Consider the following 20,113-nt stretch of genomic DNA (forward strand, 5'->3'; position numbering starts at 1 on the left):
CAATCATGTGTCGTTTTATATTACCCATTTTTTTGGGTTACGAATACAACCACACTCGCATTAATGATAAAAGCTGTTCGGTTTGAATCGGTTTTTTTACATAATCGGAAGCGCCTGCCTCAATACACTTGGAACGATCATCTTTCATCGCCTTGGCTGTCAGGGCAATAATAGGCAACTTCTCGAATTGTGGCATTAACCGGATACGTCGCATCGCTTCATATCCATCCATTTCCGGCATCATCATATCCATCAGCACCAGATCAAAATCAGGTGTCTGTTCGAGCATTTCCAGTGCTTCCCTTCCATTTTCAGCAAAGGTAACCTCCATACGATAGCTTTCCAGCACACTGGACAGAGCAAATACATTACGAATATCATCGTCTACCAACAATATTTTTTTGCCTTCAAACAGCTCTTCCTTGTTATAAAGCTTCTGCAAAATTTTACGTTTGTCCTCAGGAAGATTTGCCTCCACCCGATGCAAGAACAATGTAGTCTCATCCAAAAGTCGTTCCGGTGATTTGACATCCTTAATAATAATGGACTCTGCATATTTTCGAAGTTGTGTTTCTTCCTTACTATCCAGATCTTTGCCTGTATAAATAATGATCGGCAGATCGGTGAGCTGCTCATTTTCCCGAATGCGGTCCAGCAATTCAAAGCCTGTCATGTCACTCAACATCAGATCCAGTACCATGCAGTCATACCGCTGGGTGGCCAGCTCGTTTAGTGCTTCTTTACCTGTCGATACCGCCGTAATGGCCACATCATCATGGTCGATGAGCTCAATAATGGATTTGCGTTGATTATCGTCATCCTCAACCACAAGGAGGCGTTTTACCATTTGGTCCGTATACGACTTTATATGTGAAAATGCCTTATCCAGACTCTCCTTCGAGGAAGGCTTTTTGAGATAAGCAATTGCGCCCATCATCAAGCCCTGTTTCACATCATCTATGACTGAGATAACATGTACTGGAATATGACGTGTCGACGAATTGCCTTTCAGCTCGCCCAAAATGGACCAGCCATCCATCACAGGTAACTGAATATCTAATATAATGGCGTCGGGCAAATAGGAATGAGCCATGTTCAGCCCATCGTCTCCTTTGAGAGCAATCAACGCCTTAAAGCCCCGACTACGGGCCATGTCGTACAAAATATTAGCAAAATTAATATCATCCTCAATAATCAGCAGCACTTTATCCTGCGGGGTAATCTCGTTTCGGTCGTCACCCGGATGTATGTCCTCCGCTCCGCTCTTCGCAGGTATCTGATACACAGGTAAGCGTTCAGCTGGCATAATCATTGGAAGATCTGCTTCCGCTGAAGCAGCGGCGCCTTCAAAAGCCGGAGGCACATCTGCACTGTTAAGCGCCTCTCTCGAATGAGAATCCTTATTCTTTTCGGTAGGCGTTTGTTCCGGCAAATACAGTGTAAAGCAACTGCCCTGTCCCTGCTCGGATTCGACTGTAATGGCACCGCCCAACAATTTGGAAAGCTCACGGCTGATCGACAGCCCCAGCCCTGTTCCCCCGTATTTTCGGCTAGTCGTACCGTCTACCTGCTGGAAGGCTTCGAAGATCAGATCTGTCTTATCTGAAGCAATCCCGATGCCGGTATCACGCACAGATAGAGCCAGATAGGATTTTCGTGGATTTAGCATACCCGGAAGCTGCTCTCCATTTGCCCGAGATACCTTGAAACTTATAGAACCTTCCGTGGTGAACTTGAACGCATTGGACAGTAAGTTACGTAAAATTTGTTTGAGACGATAACCGTCACTTATAATAGCATCTGGCAAATTCTCGTCGATTTCGGTATGCAGTTGAAGCTCTCGTTTGGCTGCGACTGGAGCAAAATTCTGTTCTACAAACAGCTCCAGTTCCTTCAAATGGACCGTTTCATGGTTAATATCCATTTTTCCAGCATCCACTTTGGATAAATCCAGAATTTCATCAATCATTTTCAATAAATCCGCGCCCGACATATAAATGGTTTGTGCATATTCGACTTGTTTGGGCTTGAGATTGCCTTCCTTGTTCTCAGACAGCAGCTGAGAAAGAATAAGCAAGCTATTTAGCGGAGTACGCAATTCATGCGACATATTGGCCAAAAACTCGGATTTGTATTTGCTTGTGATCCCAAGCTGCATCGCCTGTTGCTCCAACTGGGCTCGTGCACGTTCGATCTCATCGTTCTTTTCTTCCACTTCTCGAACCTGTTCTTCCAGTGCTCTCGTTTTAGCAATCAGTTCAGTATTAAAATGCTCCAATTCTTCCTGTTGACGCTGTAATAATTCCTCGGAACGCTTAAGCTCCTCTGTTTGCTGCTCCAAATTCTCGTTAGAACGCTTGAGCTCTTCTTGCTGAGTTTGCAACTCTTCGGACTGGCATTGCAATTCCTCGGTAAGTGCTTGTGATTCGCGCAATAGTTGCTCAACCCGCATCCGTCCCTTGATATTGTTCAAAATGATTCCCAAACTCTCCACTAACTGAGCAAACAGCTTCGTTTCCAGATCACTGAAGCGGTCCAGTGACGCTATTTCCACGGCACCAATGCATTCATCATCGAACATAATAGGGAAAATCATAATTCCAACTGGCTTACTTTCTCCTAAGGCGGAGCCAATGGACAAGTATCCTTCAGGTGCCTCTGTGATCAAGATTGGCTTACGATCCAGAACACACTGTCCAAGCAAACCTTCGCCCACCTGGATAGCGTCTCTGATCGAGCCTTCGCCAGTCACCTTTGCATAGGAGCCGTATAACTTGAACCGGTTGTCTTCTACCTCTTTTCCTTGCAGGTAGATGGCTCCATAGCTGCCCCCCAAAATGGGTGTAAACTCACTAATGAACATCTGAGCAACCTGCTCCAGTGAATTCACACCGCGAAACAGCTCAGTCAATCGAGCAGTATTGGCATTAAGCCAAGTTTGGTCCTTCTGCGTTTGAAGGACGGAATGCTCGAATTTCCTTTTTTCATCCAGGTCTCCAGCCAATTGTTGAAACACACGAGCAACCTCTCCGATTTCATCTTTGGAGGCCACACTCATCCGGCTGATAGCCCTGTACTTTCCCTTGCCAAAACCGTTCATCATGAGGTTAACGGTATTTAGACCTTTGGCAATGCTAGGAAGCACCCACAAAATAACCAGCAAGCCCATCATCAGACCGGCCGCCATCAGGATTGTGGTAATCTGCACAGATTCCTCATAAGCCTGATTGGCCTGCTTCATATCGTTATCAATTTCCCGGTCTTGGAAAACAGCTAGGGTATTAATGCTGTCCATTGCCTCCTCTTGAGCAGGCAGACCCGTGCTATTACGGAAAGCATTAGCTTCCTCAATACGATCTTGCTCCAATAAGGAAACGAGTCTCTCTTCATAGTTTAGATAATCTTTCCAGGCGACAGCCACCCGGTCAATCTGCTGTTGCTCTTCACTCGTACCGGAATCCGTTTGCAGACTAGCCAGCACTTTTGTTCCAGTAGCAGAAATATCATCCATCTCGCGCTTGGCCTCGCTGACAGAGGAGCCTGGATTCAAGATCAGATTGGCCATGACTTTAGCCATATCGTTCACCTGTCCGCGTATAGCCGTTGTTTTCCGGACCTTCACATATCGTTCTTGGTAAACCTGGTTCAGCTGTTCATTCAAGCTCCCCATCCGGTCATAGCTGATTAGCGTCAGCACAAGGAGGATCGCCATAAGCGATCCAAAGCCAATCAGCAGTTTATTTCTGATTTTCATGCAAGCTCTCTCCCTCTTTCAATGAAATCCAGATCAGGCACTTATCATCATCGCGATCCTGCGGCCCCTCGTTACGAAAAAACGCATCCAGCATCGCTTCTTCATTCCATTCCTCATACTTGCGCAGACAGGCAGTCAGATACTCCAATTGTTCCTCATATTCACCTTCTACCGTCTCCAGCAAGCCATCTGTATACAAAGCGATATGCCCAGTTCCTTCGTAATAAATCGTGTGCATCTCTGCATCAATTTTATCAAACAATCCGACCGGACTACACGCACGGTCTAATTTGGTTATGCTACCGTCCTGATTGAACAGCAAGCCGGGAGGATGCCCTGCATTTACATAGTCAATTCGCCGTGAACGAGTATCAATCACCATATAAATCGCCGTAAAATAATACTGTACCAGCTGCTTGCCCAGGTCTAGTTGATTAAAACGACGATTCAGCTCTTGTATGACCTTCTCCGGCTCCACATACGTGGTCACCGTATCCTTGAGTACAGATGCAATGAACATGCAAAACAAAGAAGAAGAAATGCCATGGCCCATCATATCGAGCAAAATAATGGCATATCTCCCTTCTCCTAGCGGATACCATGAATATAAATCTCCCGCCAGTTCAAAGGAAGGCTGGTACAGTGCATTCGCTTGCAGCATAGGGTCCTGAATGGCAGGACTTAGCACCGCCTGCTGTACCATCGCAGCCAGTTTCAATTCATCCTGAATTCGCTGATCCCGGTCCTTATGCCAGTCTTTTTCCTGCTTAAGACGCAAGGCAGATCGAATTCGCGCCATTAGCTCTACCTTGTTGATCGGCTTTGTGACATAATCGACGGCTCCCACATCCAGAGCTTCGGCCAATTTTTTAGAATCGCCTACAGCGGTGACCATAATAATCGGAATATCTTTTAAATGTTCATATTCCTGTACAATACTGCAAGCTTCAATGCCATCCATTTCAGGCATCATCATATCGAGCAGCACCAAATCAATATCCGAAGGACGGGGGCGAAGACTAATGGTACGGTCGCCGATTCCCAAATGTTCCAGCATTTCTGCGGCCGAGCTGGCAGAGATCACATCGCGATAATTTTCTTTTTTTAGTATTTCACGAATAATAATGACATTCGTTGGATTATCATCAACAATTAGAATTCTCATTGCTCTCTCCTTATCTGTAACCCATGTATTATACTATACCTGCTTATGGGGCAACACCCTTGTTAATTAGAAATAGCGTTTCCGTAAGCAGGCATTCCAAAAACATAGATAAGGAATGAGGCTAAAACCCCATTCCTTATCTATGTTTTTGGAGGACCCGCGAAACACTTGGGCTGCGGCCAACATCCTCTTTTTCAAATCTAAGTTTGCTTAATCCTATGATGAGCTGGAAAATCACGCTTTTTTCGCAATAACCAGCACTTTACCCTGATCCAATTCTTTTTCATAAAAATCTGCTTCCGTATCGGTAAAACCTAAGGAAGTGATTTTAGCACGAAGCTCATCGCCACGAGAACGGAACAAATTCGCTAAGGAGTCAAAAACGCCCTCTTCTTTAATCCCGATTTCCTTGGCAGCTACCGTATCGGCGATACGATCCGTCCGATCCTGATCATGAGCGAGCACGAACACATCCTCATAACGATAGCCCGTGTTACGCAACTCATTCACAGCTTCAACGGCTTGTACACCGTTCTCTACCACCTTGGCATAAGATTTATGATTGGTCTGATTCATGTTTCTCACGCTCCTTTAAGGATTGACTTCTCTGACTATTACACTTCATTCATCCATTTGAAACTTCCATATGATGTCACGCCTCGAAAAAATCGATTACCACTCCGTTTCATCAAAAAACTCAACATACTTTGGCTTGTCAGACGTCTTATCCGTAAATACTTTGATCGCCCGCTGCCCGCGCACATACACCTCTCCGTCTTCTGCCGTAAATTGCGAGCCGCCTAGCTCTTGATCCAGCGTTTTCCGTTGCAGTGGCAGCCACTTATCATTCACTTTGATTCGACCGGCAGCAGGATCTACATGCACATAGGAGACGACGTCCTCACGCATACCTACGGTGACATCCGGGTATTGATATTCTGTAGAAAGCAGCAGCTTATCCTTCTTAATTCGAAGTGGCTTGCCCAGTTTTTTCAATACATCCGCACGAGTATCATCCAGAGATATGCCATTTAAGGTATGAAAATCAGTTGGCACAGCATGTGGATCAGTTATCGTCTGAACAGCCCTTACCATATGCCCCGCTGTCTGCGGGGAGACGGTTTGCTGAACCGTATCCTGTCCGGAAAAGGGAGTGAGCAAACCAGCGGCTAGTAATAATGTCTTCATCATAATTCTCACCCTTTCAATGAATTTCCTATAGTTTACGGTTCAGCACTATACTACTGACGCATTTTCTGCCACACCCCAGCAGCGATGTCTACATAACCCAGCCAGTTCTTAGCCGGCTTGCCCGCAGGTTCCCCATAAGTGGCATTGTAGCTCTGAACCGTCCGCTCTGTTGCAGTCAAAGGTCTGTTCGATCCCGTTGACTTGATCGCCTTCTCCGTTCCGGAAGTGCTGCTCGCAGTGCTACGTGACTTCTGAAGGCGTGTCATTAACGCTGTTGAAGCCTGCTTGGCGGCCAGCGTCACTTCGCTGAGTACCTCCCCCAGGTTTTTAACCGACTCCATCACAGGTTCCACTTGCTTCAATTTATGATCAACGTCTGCGGTGATGTCATTTGCATGTCGAACCGTTTGTTTTACTTCATAACTTAGTTCATCGACTGTCTTTTGTACTTCCTGCAAGGTTTGAGTTACCTTATCTAGAGAACCTTGAGCTGCTTTCAATGTCTTAATAAGGTAAATAACGAGAACGGCAAATGCGATAGCAATAATAAAAATGCTGACCTGTGTTAACATAGCGTAACCTCTCTTTCGTCTTTCACGATGATGTTTATGATTACTGCATAGTTACCCTCTACATTCCGACACGAAACAACGTCCAGACTGGTATCTTCTTGTGCTCCAAAGGTTATGATTCACGGGCCCTCGCACCGTTTAAAACAACGTATAATGATGGCACAGCCACACTTAATCTGTAGAAGTCACCATCATCTGCTACCACGCTCTATCGGGGCGCGAGTATGCCACATTATATACAATCAAAGGAGGATACAGAACATGCTGAAATGGTCGGCTTTATTCTTAGTTTTTGCTGTGATCGCCGGGATTTTAGGTTTTTTTGGTATCGTCGTCTCCGTAGCAGCTACAATAGCCAAAATGTTATTTGTGCTATTTTTGGTCTTATTCGTTATTTCACTTTTTACCGGAAGAAAACGAGCTTCATAGACGTTGGATGATAGCTACACCCAAACGTGATATGTATCATATGCTTATCAAAAAAGGATGTTCCCACCCTGGTCAACAGAGATGTGGAACATCCTTTTTTGATGCAGCTTTTAACAGTGAACGGCGTTTTTATTGGATCACGCTGCCCCCAAACAGGAAACGATCCTGCCAAGGCTTGCTGAAATCCGTAACTTTTACACCACCGGCCGCTACAGAAAACGTATGGAGAAGCTTGTTGTCTCCCAAGTATACAGCTACATGCGTAATCGTTTGGGAGGAATTATCCAAGGACGTGTACGCCCCGGAAGATGCATTATAATTTGTAAAAAAGAGCAGATCGCCACGCTTCAGTGTAGTCATATCTGTATTCGGCTGACTGTTCTGCTTGATCCACTCACCCTGTGAACGAGAATCTGCCGGGAGCTGGATCCCTACAGCCTGACGGAAAATTTGGCGAGTAAATGCCGAGCAATCAAAAGTAGCCGTACTGTTGCGATCAGAACCATATTCATAAGGTGTTCCAAGGTAAGTCATACCTGTGTCAATAACCTGTTCGATTGCAGCCGCTGCATCACCAGAAGGCAAGCTAACCGTCGAAGCAGGAGACGCTACCGCAGGTAGAGCAGTAGTATCTGAAGCGGGTGCAGCCGAAGATGCCACAGGCTGCTGCACAACAACCCCCTCACCAATACGAATATATTGTGGAGATGAGCTGACATAGCCTACTGTACCATCAGCAGTGGTGATCTTAAACCAATACGCGTTACTGGAATCGGTAATCGTAACGACATCCCCTGTATTCATATAGCCCAGAACCTCGGAAGAAGTGGATGCCTCCGCCCGCAAACGAACGGACGTTTGAATCGTAGCTTTCGTTTGACCGGCAGAACTATTCACTGAAGCCGGAGCCTCTTTAGTTGAAACATTTTTAACTGAAGCTGAAACAGTTTTAGCTGACTCTGAGGCTTCCGTTTTACGGCTGGCAGACGGGGTGACAGCAGCAGCGACGCTGGTAGCGCCAACTTTTATGTACTTGTCGGAGCTGCTTGTGTAGCCGGTTACTCCATCAGAGGTCTTGATCTTATACCAATAGCTATTCGTTTTCTCCAATACCGTTACGGCCTCTCCCTGCTTCATAAAGCTGACTACATCGCCCGTAGTCGAAGGATCGGATCTAAGCTTTACAGCCGCCTGAATAACCGCCTTCTGTCCTGTGGATGCTGTCGATGCCGCTGCGTCAACCTGACCCGGCGCCACATGAATTGCTGCCAACAGCGCGGCTGACGTCATGAGCATTCCCATCACGCGTCTTCTCAATGTTGCACCTCCTGGCTGTTTTTACGAATTTGAAGAGCATAATTCCGACGAATATAGCCGGACATGCCTTCATTATAGTAAAAGCAGCAGGAAGAGAGATATAATCCAAACGTCACAAAAGATAGCGTGTACACCTTTTTTCATATAGGTCTAAAGTCACTTTTAACACTAATTATTTAATAATTAATCTATAATTTAGGTTCTACATGGACATGAACGTGCATCGTATTATGAACCTCTTGTAGACGTTCCTCAATCCGATCGCTGATCCGATGTCCTTCAATCAGACTGAGTTGCGGATTCACCTCAATGACCACATCCACCAGCGCATGGTTACCGTGTACCCGTGCTTTAACGTCTCGAATTCCCTCTACTCCAGGTATAAGAGCAATCGTACTCCGTAAGTCGTTCAGTTCTTGCTCATCAAATCCATCAGTCAAGCTATGTGTGGAATCCCTAAAAATCTCCCACGCCGTTTTGCAAATAATGAATCCTACCACGATCGCCGCCACAGTATCCAACCACGGCAGCCCGAACTGTGCGCCAATAATGCCCACTGCTGCTCCAACACTGACGAGTGCATCTGATAGATTATCCTTGGCCGCAGCCAGCAACGCCTTGTTGTTGATTTGCCGAGCGAGCCTGTTATTGTACAGGTACACCCCGAACATAATCACTGCGCAAATCACAGCCACACCCGCAGAGGTAATATCCGGTATTTGCTTTCCTCCCTTGAAAATGCTTCCGATTCCATCAATCAGCACCTGCAAACCAACGACAGCCATAATAAAGGACGCCAGCAGCGCCGCAATCGTTTCGGCCCGAAAATGTCCATAGGCATGGTCGGAATCTGGTGGTTTTTGCGAAATTCTCAGACCAATTAATACAGCAACCGACACCACAATATCGGTGACATTGTTGAATCCATCGGCCAGCAACGCGCTAGAGGCAAATATATATCCGCTAATCAGCTTAAAAGCGGACAGCAAAAGATAAGCAGCAATGCTTACCCACGCCCCTCGCTCACCTTTTCGTATTTCATCATAGACATTTACCACAACGGAGGACACTCCTTCAAATAGATAGTTCGCAGCGTAAAGATCTGCCCAGAAATAAAAATAGCAGCATAGCTGCCCTTACACTCCCTCTCAAACAAGCAGCACAACTGCCCTTACACTACCCCTCAAACAAGCAGCATAGCTGCCCTTACACTACCCCTCAAACAAGCAGCATAGCTGCCCTAAAAATAACAATTCGCCTGTGGAAAACTGTTATTTTTAGGATAACAGACGAACTTTGTGTGGGTCTAGAGAAACAGTCTTTCCACTCTACATCGCTGTAGGAACAATGAAAAAGTATTGCCAGGCCCCATCCCTGTAGGTTACACAAAACAATTTTTCCTTCATGCAAAAAGCAGACATATCTCCTCTTGCCTCACTCCAGCGATGTGTTATCATTGTTGCCCTTGTCCCTTCTTTTAAAAACGTATAAAATGAGGACACAGCCGCGTTTTTCTTCAATCCAGCATGATTGACATGAATCTGGCGGCAACAGGAGGAATTTATTCATGAGCGATGCTAAGGAACCACGTAAAATTAATCTCGCAGATGCTATTCGCGAAAAGCTGGCACAAAAAAAACAGCAGTCCGGCGCTTCACAGCAGGGCGGCTTTCAAGGCGGTTCCACCAAAACACTGAAAAGCCAAAATACGAAGAAGCCGAACAACCAACGCCGTCGTACAGGCGGATCATAAGCCACCCTCTAGGCTATATAGGGGACCGAGATCAGGCGGGATCTATCTTGACTCACTCTCGGAACCAAGTAAGCTAAGGGTCATGGCACAAAACGAAAAAAGAGGAGTCTCCCGGCCAAGGCAATGGCCTGATGGAGCTCCTCTTTCGTTTATCTATTTGCTGAAATTAGCGGTTCGGATGTTAGCCGATTTCTACCGGATACATGCGTTCACGCAATTGAGCGATTTCTTCATTTTCCAAGTATTCATCATAGCTCATCGTACGGTCGATTACGCCGTTTGGTGTAATTTCCACGATGCGATTCGCGATGGTTTGAATGAACTGATGGTCATGAGAAGTGAACAAAATAGTCCCGTCAAAATCGATCAGACCATTGTTCAGCGCTGTGATAGATTCCAAGTCCAAGTGGTTGGTCGGTTCTTCCAGAAGCAGTACGTTAGCACCGTTCAGCATCATTTTTGCCAGCATACAGCGAACCTTTTCTCCCCCGGACAGCACACTTGCTTTCTTAAGCGCTTCTTCGCCTGAGAAAAGCATACGTCCCAAGAAGCCGCGTAGGAACGTTTCATCCTGATCCTTGGAATATTGACGCAACCAGTCCACCAGATTCAGATCCACACCTTCAAAATAAGTGGAGTTATCTTTCGGGAAATACGCTTGGCTCGTTGTAATCCCCCAGGAAAATTCACCATTATCCGCTTCCAGTTCGTTCATCAAGATCTGGAAGAGCGTTGTTTTAGGGAGACCGTTCGGACCTACAAACGCAATTTTATCGCCTTTGTTCACGACCAGACTGAACTCGTTCAGTACTTGCTCACCTTCCACGGTTTTACTGAGACTATCTACAGTCAGCAATTGTTTGCCCGCTTCACGCTCAGGCTTGAAGTTAATGAACGGATATTTACGGTTCGATGGACGGATGTCGTCCAGCGTAATTTTATCCAGTTGCTTTTTACGCGAAGTTGCCTGTTTGGACTTGGAAGCATTCGCAGAAAAGCGCTGAATAAAGGCTTGCAGTTCTTTGATTTTTTCTTCCTTTTTCTTGTTCGCATCGCGAGCCAGTGTAAGTGCAAGCTGGCTGGACTCGTACCAGAAGTCATAGTTGCCGACATACATCTGGATTTTACCAAAATCAATATCCGCAATATGCGTACATACCTTGTTCAGGAAGTGACGATCATGGGATACAACAATGACAGTGCCTTCATAGTCCATCAGGAAGTTCTCCAGCCACTGAATGGATTCGAGATCCAAATGGTTGGTAGGCTCATCAAGCAGCAAATTGTTCGGACGACCAAACAACGCTTGTGCCAACAGAACGCGCACTTTGTCATTGCCGCTCATTTCAGCCATTTTTTTGTCATGAAGATCACGCGGAATCCCCAGACCGATCAACAATGCAGCCGCATCCGGCTCGGCATCCCAACCGTTCAGCTCTGCAAATTCGCCTTCCAATTCACCAGCACGTAAACCGTCTGCTTCGGAAAACTCCGCTTTGGCGTACAGTGCATCCTTTTCCTTCATGATTTCATACAAACGCGTATGACCCATAATAACGGTTTCCAGAACCGGAAATTCATCGTATTCATAATGGTTCTGCTTGAGGACAGCCATCCGTTCGCCCGGTGTCATGTGAACCTCACCTGAATTGGCTTCAATTTCACCGGAAAGAATTTTCAAAAAGGTGGATTTACCCGCGCCATTCGCCCCAATCAGGCCGTAGCAGTTCCCAGGAGTAAATTTGATATTTACGTCTTCAAAAAGTGGGCGTTTACCATAACGAAGCGTTACGCCGCTTGTACTGATCATATAAGCATACCATCCTTATCATTAGTAAAGTGCTAAACACAAAATTACCGACGGCAATAGTATAACACACAAAAGATCGGATTCGAACCGTAGTCTAAGCAGAACTGCCCCTGAATCTCATCCAATATCTTATAAATAAAATAAAAAAATGCTTCTGTCCTCACGATTGTCACCTGACAAACACCTGGATCAGAACCATTTTTATGTTTTAAATTCAATGAGATAACTCAAGGACAGATACCTTACACTCTCTCTGTGCGTGTAAATGTTCGGAATCTCCGACGCCAATCGGAATAAGATACATGCCCGCCTCCTCGTCCTGTCTTATAACTACCTTCACACCATAGACTGCCTGAATCAGTTCGGATGTAACGACCTCTATAGGCGAACCATTCGCTATTATGCGTCCTTCTTTCATAGCGATCATCACATCACTATACCGAATAGCCTGATTAATATCATGCAGCACCATTACGATGGTCAGTCCATGCTCCTGATTAAGCTGCCGGATCAGCTCTAAAATCTCAAGCTGGTAATACATATCCAGATAGGTGGTCGGCTCATCCAAAAATAAAATCGGCGTTCGCTGTGCCAAGGCCATTGCAATCCACACACGCTGCCGTTCTCCTCCTGAGAGCTGATCCAGTGTATGTGTCCTGCGTTCCTCCAGATTGGTGCAGGCTATAGCCCATTCGACTGCTTCCTCGTCCTCGTCCCGGCTGGATGTGAACATGCTCTTATGAGGCAGTCTTCCGAAGCTGACGAGTTTTTCTACTGTCAGGTCAGAGGGCGCTTCGTTCTGCTGATGAACTACCGCCAATTGACGGGCCAGTTCCTTGGGCTTGTAGTGGGCTATCTCCTTGCCATCCAGAACCACCTGGCCCTTGCGAGGAACGGCATTGTTGGACATCACACTGAGCAGTGTCGATTTGCCGCATCCATTGGGCCCAATAATCGTAGTAATTCGTCCCCGTTCAATAACAGCATTGATCGCATGTAGACGATCTGTTTTCCGATCATAGGAGAAGGTTATATTTTTAATGTCCATAGGTGCGATCCGCCTTTCTGATCAGGAATATCAGGAATGGTCCGCCAATGACTGCCATAATAATAGAGGCCGGAATTTCATTGGGAGCAAGCACCGTTCGCCCCAGCGTATCCGCAAGCAACAGCAGCAAACCGCCGCATAAGGCAGAAAACGGAATCAGCCACTTATGATCCGAGCCAACCAGATAGCGGGCACAATGCGGAACGAGCAGGCCGATAAAAGCAATTACTCCTGCTATAGCTGTAGCCGTTGCTGCAAGCAGCACTGCTATCACAGAAATTAAAAGTCGTGCACGTGTCACGTTAAGGCCCAAATTTTTAGCCGTTTTATCTTGAAGGGACAAGAAATTACACCAAGAGAAGACGAGCATGGCCAAAATTAAACCAATTCCGCCATAAGTCACAATCACCTCGACATCTACCCATTTTTTCATAGACAAGGTTGAGGTGGTGACCTGGTTAATGCTGGTGACCGCATAACTGCCCCGATAGTTAAACGACTGACCTAGGCCGGAAAAGATGGCGTTTACTGCCACCCCAATCAGAATAAGTCGAATAGGATGCAAGCCAGATTTCCATGAAAATCCGTAGACCATTAGGCAGGCCAACGCACCGCCGATAAATGAAAAGAACGGCATCCAGAAATAAAGCGCCGGAAAGAGGGTCACCGCGATCAGCGAGACCAAGGCCGCTCCCGAAGAAATGCCGATCACCCCGGAATCTGCCAGCGGGTTTTTCATGACGGCTTGCAGCAAAACGCCCGCCACTGCAAGGGCTGCACCCGCCATCACAGCTACGATAATTCTCGGTAGTCTAAGATCCTTGACCACATTCACCTGATCATCTGTTCCTGTCCACAATCCGGCCACCAACTGACTCAAATTCACCTTGAGGCTGCCTGTCATCGCTGAGTACAGCATGACACCGACGAGTAAGACAATTACAACAATCAGGCTCCATAACTTTTTGGACATGTCATCAGCTTCCTTTAATTCGAAGGATACAGCATTTTCATCAGCTCATCCAGCGCAGAGCTTGCCGCTAAATTCCCTGTGGTGCCAAACAACGGTTCAGGCAAATCATAAACATGCCCTTTTTTCACAGCGTTGAAATGCTTCCAGATATCGTTAGTTTTGAACTCTTCATCGAACATTTTTACAACCTCATCCGGCATCCCGTGTGCAGCACGCAAAATGATATCAGGATTGGATTGCTGCAAGGCTTCGGTATTGTGGGCTATGAACTCCACCTTCTCACCTTGAACCACATTTGTTCCGCCTGCAATTTTAACCAGATCCCCAATGTAGGAATGTTCGGTAGCCACCAGATAGCTTCCCGGAACACCCAGTAGAATTAGTACTTTAGGAGACTTCTTGCCTTTAATCTTTTGCTGAATCTCAGTAACTTTGGCATCCAAGGCCCCATTAATCTCTTTCGCCTTTTCAGCTTTATCAAATCGGTCTCCCAGCTTTTGAATTTCATTTTGCATATTCGCAAGGCTTTCAAAATTCAAAAACTCAGCATTAATGTTCAGGTCCTTAAACTTAGGCTCCAAATCATATTTGAGTGTGGTCACCGAAAGCACATCTGTAGGTTTCAAGGACATTACTTTTTCCATATCAGGACTCATCGGATTTCCCACATCAGGAACATCCTTGTAACGATCAGGCAATACTTTGGTGCTTGTCGGCTTGCCAGCCAAATCCAAGCCCAGCGCATCCGTAATTTCAGAAATGGCTACTGTAGTCGCCACAATACGTGGAGTTGCTGTTTTATCATCAGGCGACTTTCCGCTTGCAACTGACGCTGCTGTTGAAGTCGAACCATCGCTATGGTTCTGTCCGGCCTGTGCTCCCCCGGAACATCCGGCCAGCAACAAGATCATGATGCCGATTAACACATAGAAACCAAACGCTTTCCTTTGAGCCAAAGCTGCATACTGTTTCATGAAAATCCAATCACCTCAATTCAAAATATAGAGCAACAGCGTGAGTCCCACTTTTTCGGGTATGTAAATGCTGACAAGTCTTGATGCCGGGACACCAAGACTTGCTCGCATACAAACTTTGCTGTTATTCAGGCTTCATTGATGCCATAACCTGAGATTATTTCACCTTTAGGCTTGCTTCATCAAATTGGAACTGAACCGTATACCAGTGATCATACGGTACTCCGCCTAGGACCAAACCAGGCACAATAACGTGTGTGTAAGCACTGATTTTCTGAGACAAGTCCCCTACCTCAAATTGAACGATACGTGTATCACCGGATGTCGAGATCACTTCCACATCTTTTAGGGTACCGTTTTGCTCCACTTGTAGAGTCGGCATCCAAGAGCTGTTTTTCAAAGTGATTTGGATATAGCGCTTGTCTCCCTTTTCAATCAATGTGGCTGGTTTATCGAGATAACCATCCATGACGGACGCTTCATTCGTTTTGTCTTTAAATACGTTGTAATTGATCGTGTATTGCTTCTCGGAAGCAGGTTGAACTGGTTGCTCAACTGCTGGTTTTGCTTCAGCTACCGAGGTGGTCGTTTCTGTTGCTTTGTCCGTAGAAGCTGCTGCCGATTCAGTAGCGGTTGCAGTTGTAGCTGCATTAACTCCTTCACCTTTGAGCGATGCACGGTCAAATTGAATCTGTCCGCCGAATTTCTCATTAAAAATGTATTTCTCAGGCAGATATACCTGTGTGTACACACTCAGCTTTTTATCCAGATCGGGTACTTCGAAGGCAATTGTGTGTGTATCACCTTTTGTGTCGGTACCCACAATCGTCGGATTCGCGTAGCGGCCCTCAAAGTCCGTTTGGAATAATTTCAAAGCCTGATTGTCTGTTACGGTTACATGAGCCTGAACCTTACCATTTTTCACAATCAACTTGGCCAGACTCTGTACAAATGGAGCCACCAAAGAATCCTTGTCCGTTCCGTTTGCAAGCACACGGAAGTTCGCAGTGTACTCTCCATCGGCTAAGTTATTTTTCCCCTGTTCTACTTCGTCTGCTTTTGTTTCGTTGTGATAAGATACATTACTGGTATCGAATTTAAATTCAAAATCATATACCTTTTCTACTCGATCCTCCGCCTTGAAAACCATCGGAGCGCTACTTGCCACTTTTGGAGCATCGTAGACAACCAGTTGACCTTTTACGTTGTTCTTAAAGTCACTTACACTGAAACGAACGTCCTTCGTATTACTTGCTGCATCTTCCCGGGTCACTTCTGCATCCTGATAACCTCCACTTGCGTTATCCCAAATGCGCAGCGCCTTAACTTCATTGCTGTTTTGCAGCTTCAGACCTACAAACCGTTTGTCGCCTTCCACGACCAATTGCGCTGGTTCATTAGTGATGAAGCGTTGAGCCGGAGATTCAGATCCTGTGATGCCATCTGGCAGCACAATGGTGAATTTCAATGCATATTTCCCATTGGCAAGCTTGTCAAAATCCAGTTTAACGATAGGATCAGCCGCCCCTGAAGAGGTAGGCTCAACAAAGCTGCGAATGGTGGCAGGCTCGAATTGGAACTGCACATCATATACGTGGTCATAAGGGATGCCACCCAAATCTAATCCAGGTACGATGACATGCGTGTTCACTGTAACTTTATCTGACAGATTAGGTACTTCAAATTGTACTGTTCTTGTGTCTGCAGAGGTGGACTGTTCAACCACCTGAGCTTCAGAACCATTTACTTTAAACGTTTTAATCCAGCTGCTCTTGTCCATTTTAATTTGAATGATATTTTTACCGGACTGTTTTAACAGTGTGGCTGGCTTTTGCATATATCCATCCATCACAGATATTTCATTGCTTCCGTTTTTGAGTACGGAGAAATCAATGCTGTATCTGCCATTTTCCACTGGAGTTGTGGTTCCGTTATCCGGTCCTTTAGCTGTAATGCTGCTGCGATCAAATTGAAGACGAAGCTTATGATCCATCTCATAAACCCCACCTGGATAGGTCGTGCTCACATGCACCTGTGCATTCAGAATAGCGTCCAAATCGGCCACCTTGAATTTCACAACACGTGTATTCGCATTCTTATCCTCACTAACGATATCTGCATCTGTCAACGTCCCGTTTTGTTCTGTTTTGAACTCTGTCACGGTGGTGCTGTCTTTAATCGTAAAGGAGGCTTCATACTTGCCCTTCGATACCGTCAGCGTAGCCGGAGACAATAAATATTGCGCCATGGCCGATTTTTGATCTTTGGTTGCGTGCAACGCATCAAAATTAATTGAATACGTTCCATCAGCTAAATTCTTTCCAGGCGTGCCTGGTGTACCTGGCGTCCCAGGATCAACCGGGGTTGGAGCATTTGTAATGCTGTTTTTATCAAATTGAAGACGAAGCTTATGATCCATTTCATAAACCCCACCTGGATAGGTCGTGCTCACATGCACTTGTGCATTCAAAATTGCGTCCAAATCAGCTACCTTGAATTTCACAACACGCGTGTTGGCTGTCTTGTCCTCGCTTACAATATCTGCATCCGTTAATGTCCCGTTTTGTTCTGTCTTGAACTCTGTTACGGTAGTGCTGTCTTTAATGGTGAAGGAAACCTCTTTTTGTCCTTTTGCTACCGTTAAAGTCGCTGGAGATAACAGATATTGCGCCATTGCGGATGGCTGATCTTTGGTTGCATGCAGGGTATTAAAGTTAATAGCATACGTTCCATCTGCCAAGCTAGGTGATGTAGGTGCAGAAGCCAATTGAAGATCTACATTATAGGTATGCACGTAGCCCAGTTCAGGCCAGTTGATACTTACCCATGCGCTTAACTTAGCAGGTATTTCTTTAACCTCGAATTCAATAACTCGTGTATTCGCAGTTTTGTCTTCACTTACTGTAGCAACATTAGTTAATACTCCGTTTTGTTCTACCTTAAAACCATCAATTTGTTTACTGTTTTTCAAGGTGAAACGAACATACTTCTTGCCATTACGTTCAATCAAGGTGCCTGGTTTCCCCGTATACCCATCCATCATAGAAACTTCATTCGTTCCATCCTTCAAAAGAGTGAAGTCCAGATTGGATGTCGTTTCTGGAGAGCTTCCATTTTCTGTGATACTATTTTTATCGAACTGAAGACGAAGTTTATGGTCCATCTCATAAACCCCACCTGGATAAGTCGTGCTCACATGGACCTGTGCATTCAAAATTGCGTCCAAATCAGCTACCTTGAATTTCACAACACGCGTGTTGGCTGTCTTGTCCTCACTTATAATATCTGCATCCGTAAGTGTCCCGTTTTGCTCTGTTTTGAATTCTGTTACGGTAGTGCTGTCTTTAATGGTGAAGGAAACTTCTTTTTGTCCCTTCAATACCGTCAAAGTCGCCGGAGACAACAGATATTGGGCCATGGCCGATGGCTGATCTTTGGTTGCATGCAAAGTATCAAAGTTAATAGAGTACGTTCCATCCGCCAAAGTTGTTGGTACAGGTACAGAAGCCAACTGCAGATCTACATTATAAGTATGCACGTAGCCCAACTCAGGCCAGTTGATGCTCACCCATGCATTCAGCTTGGCTGGTAGTTCTTTTACTTCAAACTCGATAACTCGTGTATTCGCATTCTGGTCTTCACTTACAATAGAGGTGTCAGTTAACACTCCATTTTGCTCTACCTTAAAGCCATCAATTTGCTTACTATTCTTTAACGTAAACTGGGCATATTGTTTGCCTCCACGCTCAATTAGCGAGCCTGGCTTCTCCGTATACCCATCCATCATGGACTTTTCCTCTGTTCCATCTTTCAAGAGGGTAAAGTCCAAATCAGCTAACTTTTCTCCTGTGCCAGGAGGCGTTACCGGTGGTGTCACTGGTGGAACGGTTGGATTCTCGGTTGAGTTTTTAAGTCTCAAACTGGAAGGATCAAACTCAATCCATTCCTTCACTGAACGGTCCGGATCGGTATCTACATACCATGGAGAACTGCTGTTAAATCCAAACTCCGTATTTACATTTTGATGAAAATCATAAACATCGAAGCTTACCGTTCCCGAAGCTTTTCCGGAATCTACTTCTATTTTGGCGGGAACCGTTTCCCCGTTTTGTTCAACTAGAAATTTCGAAAGCCCTTGAGCCTCTGCAAATTTAAATGAAAAATGGTATTTTCCATCTTTAATAATCAAATCTCCAGGGTAGGTATAATTTGTTTTAAAACTTGAATCCTTGGTGCTTCCACTGACTGTCTTGCGCAAAGGCTTATAATCAATCAGGTATTCTCCATCTGCATAAGTCGCTTCAGTTGTTGTTATAGCATTCGTAGGCTCAACATATGGACCGGGCAGTTCTACCGGATACTCATAAGTAGCATACGTAGCACTAGTCACTGTAGTGCTTGAGTCAGGCAAATTCGACGAAGTGGATTCATCCTCGGGTGTTGCTCCTGCGTATGGTGAAAATAAAGAAAACAACATTAGAATAGCAGCGAATGTCGTAATATATTTGTTCAATCGGCTTTTCAAGGTGATGTATCCCCCTACTTAAAATATACTCATTTGGAGCTTTGGAACTAAGCTCCAAATGAGCATTCAGTTCAAAATCATTATCTCAAAAAGAAACCCTTAGATATCACTGTCGTCGAATTGGAATTGAACAACATAGTCGTGATCGTAAGGAATGCCGCCAGTGTATTCTTTTGGTACACTTACATGCAACTTAACGTTCAATTTTTGAGCAAAATTACTTACAGGAAACTCTACTATTCTTGTATCACCTGATGTACTTACCACAGTCGCATTCACATACTGGCCGTTTTGTTGCGTTTTGAATTCAGTAACCCAAGCACTTTTAGTAATAGCTACTCGCACTTTGTATTGACCATTCGTAACAATCAGTGTGGCTGGTTTTTTTACATAACCATTGGTATCCATGTAAGAAGGCTCAGTGGTTCCATCTTTATAAACGGTATAAGGCAATTGATACGTTCCATTAGGCAAAGCCGCGTTCGCTTGATTAGCTGAGAATGGGGCTAGTACCACAAAAACAAGCGCAGCCATCAATACAGTGAGCATTACTTTTTTTAGAGACAATTTCTCCATACGATTCATAATCATGTTCATGTTTT

General features: G+C 45.3%; 15 protein-coding genes. 2 read left to right on the top strand and 13 right to left on the bottom strand.

Features of this window, described 5'->3' with window-relative positions; translation table 11 throughout:
- Positions 1–37: 37 nt before the first annotated feature.
- From ACUC6J_RS20625 to ACUC6J_RS20645, 5 genes are all read right to left on the bottom strand, one after another.
- Positions 38–3,754 (bottom strand): response regulator, encoded by a 3,717-nt coding sequence (locus ACUC6J_RS20625; protein WP_447249355.1) that lies wholly within the window; start codon positions 3,752–3,754, stop codon positions 38–40.
- On the bottom strand, positions 3,738–4,919 hold the full coding sequence (locus tag ACUC6J_RS20630) for a PP2C family protein-serine/threonine phosphatase (RefSeq protein WP_016820282.1): 1,182 nt from the start codon (positions 4,917–4,919) through the stop codon (positions 3,738–3,740). The genes ACUC6J_RS20625 and ACUC6J_RS20630 overlap by 17 nt, the downstream gene beginning before the upstream one ends.
- Before the next feature lie 234 nt (positions 4,920–5,153).
- Positions 5,154–5,495, bottom strand: a complete 342-nt coding sequence (locus tag ACUC6J_RS20635; RefSeq protein WP_013373048.1) for a general stress protein — start codon at positions 5,493–5,495, stop codon at positions 5,154–5,156.
- A gap of 96 nt (positions 5,496–5,591) precedes the next feature.
- Complete coding sequence (locus ACUC6J_RS20640) at positions 5,592–6,110, bottom strand: hypothetical protein (RefSeq protein ID WP_016820284.1); 519 nt, start codon at positions 6,108–6,110, stop codon at positions 5,592–5,594.
- Positions 6,111–6,160: 50 nt separating this feature from the next.
- Entirely contained in the window at positions 6,161–6,682 is a 522-nt protein-coding gene (locus ACUC6J_RS20645) for a DUF948 domain-containing protein (protein WP_016820285.1), read from the bottom strand.
- A gap of 261 nt (positions 6,683–6,943) precedes the next feature.
- Here ACUC6J_RS20645 and ACUC6J_RS20650 point away from each other — a divergent pair, with 261 nt between their 5' ends.
- The gene (locus tag ACUC6J_RS20650; RefSeq protein WP_013373051.1) at positions 6,944–7,111 is read left to right on the top strand and encodes a DUF1328 domain-containing protein; all 168 of its coding nucleotides are present in this window, start codon (positions 6,944–6,946) and stop codon (positions 7,109–7,111) included.
- 129 nt (positions 7,112–7,240) lie between these two features.
- Here ACUC6J_RS20650 and ACUC6J_RS20655 read toward each other — a convergent pair whose 3' ends face one another.
- Positions 7,241–8,428, bottom strand: coding sequence for a C40 family peptidase (locus tag ACUC6J_RS20655; RefSeq protein ID WP_025365829.1), 1,188 nt, complete (start codon positions 8,426–8,428; stop codon positions 7,241–7,243).
- A gap of 188 nt (positions 8,429–8,616) precedes the next feature.
- Positions 8,617–9,486, bottom strand: coding sequence for a cation diffusion facilitator family transporter (locus ACUC6J_RS20660; RefSeq protein WP_016820287.1), 870 nt, complete (start codon positions 9,484–9,486; stop codon positions 8,617–8,619).
- Positions 9,487–9,995: 509 nt separating this feature from the next.
- Between ACUC6J_RS20660 and ACUC6J_RS20665 the strand changes: the two genes are divergently transcribed.
- The gene (locus ACUC6J_RS20665; RefSeq protein ID WP_016820288.1) at positions 9,996–10,181 is read left to right on the top strand and encodes a hypothetical protein; all 186 of its coding nucleotides are present in this window, start codon (positions 9,996–9,998) and stop codon (positions 10,179–10,181) included.
- Between the two features lie 181 nt (positions 10,182–10,362).
- Here the strand turns inward: ACUC6J_RS20665 and ACUC6J_RS20670 are convergent, their stop codons facing one another.
- From ACUC6J_RS20670 to ACUC6J_RS20695, 6 genes are all read right to left on the bottom strand, one after another.
- Positions 10,363–11,991 (bottom strand): ABC-F family ATP-binding cassette domain-containing protein, encoded by a 1,629-nt coding sequence (locus ACUC6J_RS20670; RefSeq protein ID WP_016820289.1) that lies wholly within the window; start codon positions 11,989–11,991, stop codon positions 10,363–10,365.
- Between the two features lie 214 nt (positions 11,992–12,205).
- On the bottom strand, positions 12,206–13,039 hold the full coding sequence (locus tag ACUC6J_RS20675) for an ABC transporter ATP-binding protein (RefSeq protein ID WP_025365831.1): 834 nt from the start codon (positions 13,037–13,039) through the stop codon (positions 12,206–12,208).
- Positions 13,029–14,012: a FecCD family ABC transporter permease gene (locus ACUC6J_RS20680; protein WP_016820291.1), complete on the bottom strand. Its 984-nt coding sequence runs from the start codon at positions 14,010–14,012 to the stop codon at positions 13,029–13,031. Before ACUC6J_RS20680 ends, ACUC6J_RS20675 begins: the two co-directional genes overlap by 11 nt.
- Positions 14,013–14,026: 14 nt before the next feature.
- On the bottom strand, positions 14,027–14,986 hold the full coding sequence (isdE, locus tag ACUC6J_RS20685) for a heme ABC transporter substrate-binding protein IsdE (RefSeq protein ID WP_447249356.1): 960 nt from the start codon (positions 14,984–14,986) through the stop codon (positions 14,027–14,029).
- Between the two features lie 157 nt (positions 14,987–15,143).
- Entirely contained in the window at positions 15,144–19,511 is a 4,368-nt protein-coding gene (locus ACUC6J_RS20690) for an NEAT domain-containing protein (RefSeq protein ID WP_447249357.1), read from the bottom strand.
- Positions 19,512–19,610: 99 nt separating this feature from the next.
- Positions 19,611–20,108, bottom strand: coding sequence for an NEAT domain-containing protein (locus ACUC6J_RS20695; protein WP_016820293.1), 498 nt, complete (start codon positions 20,106–20,108; stop codon positions 19,611–19,613).
- Positions 20,109–20,113: the final 5 nt, after the last annotated feature.

The sequence above is a fragment of the Paenibacillus sp. JJ1683 genome (assembly GCF_053006485.1).

Bases quoted from the DNA above. Each gene is read 5' to 3' on its own strand.
- ACUC6J_RS20665 (WP_016820288.1), top strand. From the start codon at position 9,996: ATGAGCGATGCTAAGGAACCACGTAAAATTAATCTCGCAGATGCTATT.
- ACUC6J_RS20680 (WP_016820291.1), bottom strand. From the start codon at position 14,012: ATGTCCAAAAAGTTATGGAGCCTGATTGTTGTAATTGTCTTACTCGTC.
- isdE (WP_447249356.1), bottom strand. From the start codon at position 14,986: ATGAAACAGTATGCAGCTTTGGCTCAAAGGAAAGCGTTTGGTTTCTAT.
- ACUC6J_RS20695 (WP_016820293.1), bottom strand. From the start codon at position 20,108: ATGAACATGATTATGAATCGTATGGAGAAATTGTCTCTAAAAAAAGTA.
- ACUC6J_RS20670 (WP_016820289.1), bottom strand. From the start codon at position 11,991: ATGATCAGTACAAGCGGCGTAACGCTTCGTTATGGTAAACGCCCACTT.
- ACUC6J_RS20640 (WP_016820284.1), bottom strand. From the start codon at position 6,110: ATGATGAAGACATTATTACTAGCCGCTGGTTTGCTCACTCCCTTTTCC.
- ACUC6J_RS20635 (WP_013373048.1), bottom strand. From the start codon at position 5,495: ATGAATCAGACCAATCATAAATCTTATGCCAAGGTGGTAGAGAACGGT.
- ACUC6J_RS20625 (WP_447249355.1), bottom strand. From the start codon at position 3,754: ATGAAAATCAGAAATAAACTGCTGATTGGCTTTGGATCGCTTATGGCG.
- ACUC6J_RS20630 (WP_016820282.1), bottom strand. From the start codon at position 4,919: ATGAGAATTCTAATTGTTGATGATAATCCAACGAATGTCATTATTATT.
- ACUC6J_RS20645 (WP_016820285.1), bottom strand. From the start codon at position 6,682: ATGTTAACACAGGTCAGCATTTTTATTATTGCTATCGCATTTGCCGTT.
- ACUC6J_RS20650 (WP_013373051.1), top strand. From the start codon at position 6,944: ATGCTGAAATGGTCGGCTTTATTCTTAGTTTTTGCTGTGATCGCCGGG.
- ACUC6J_RS20675 (WP_025365831.1), bottom strand. From the start codon at position 13,039: ATGGACATTAAAAATATAACCTTCTCCTATGATCGGAAAACAGATCGT.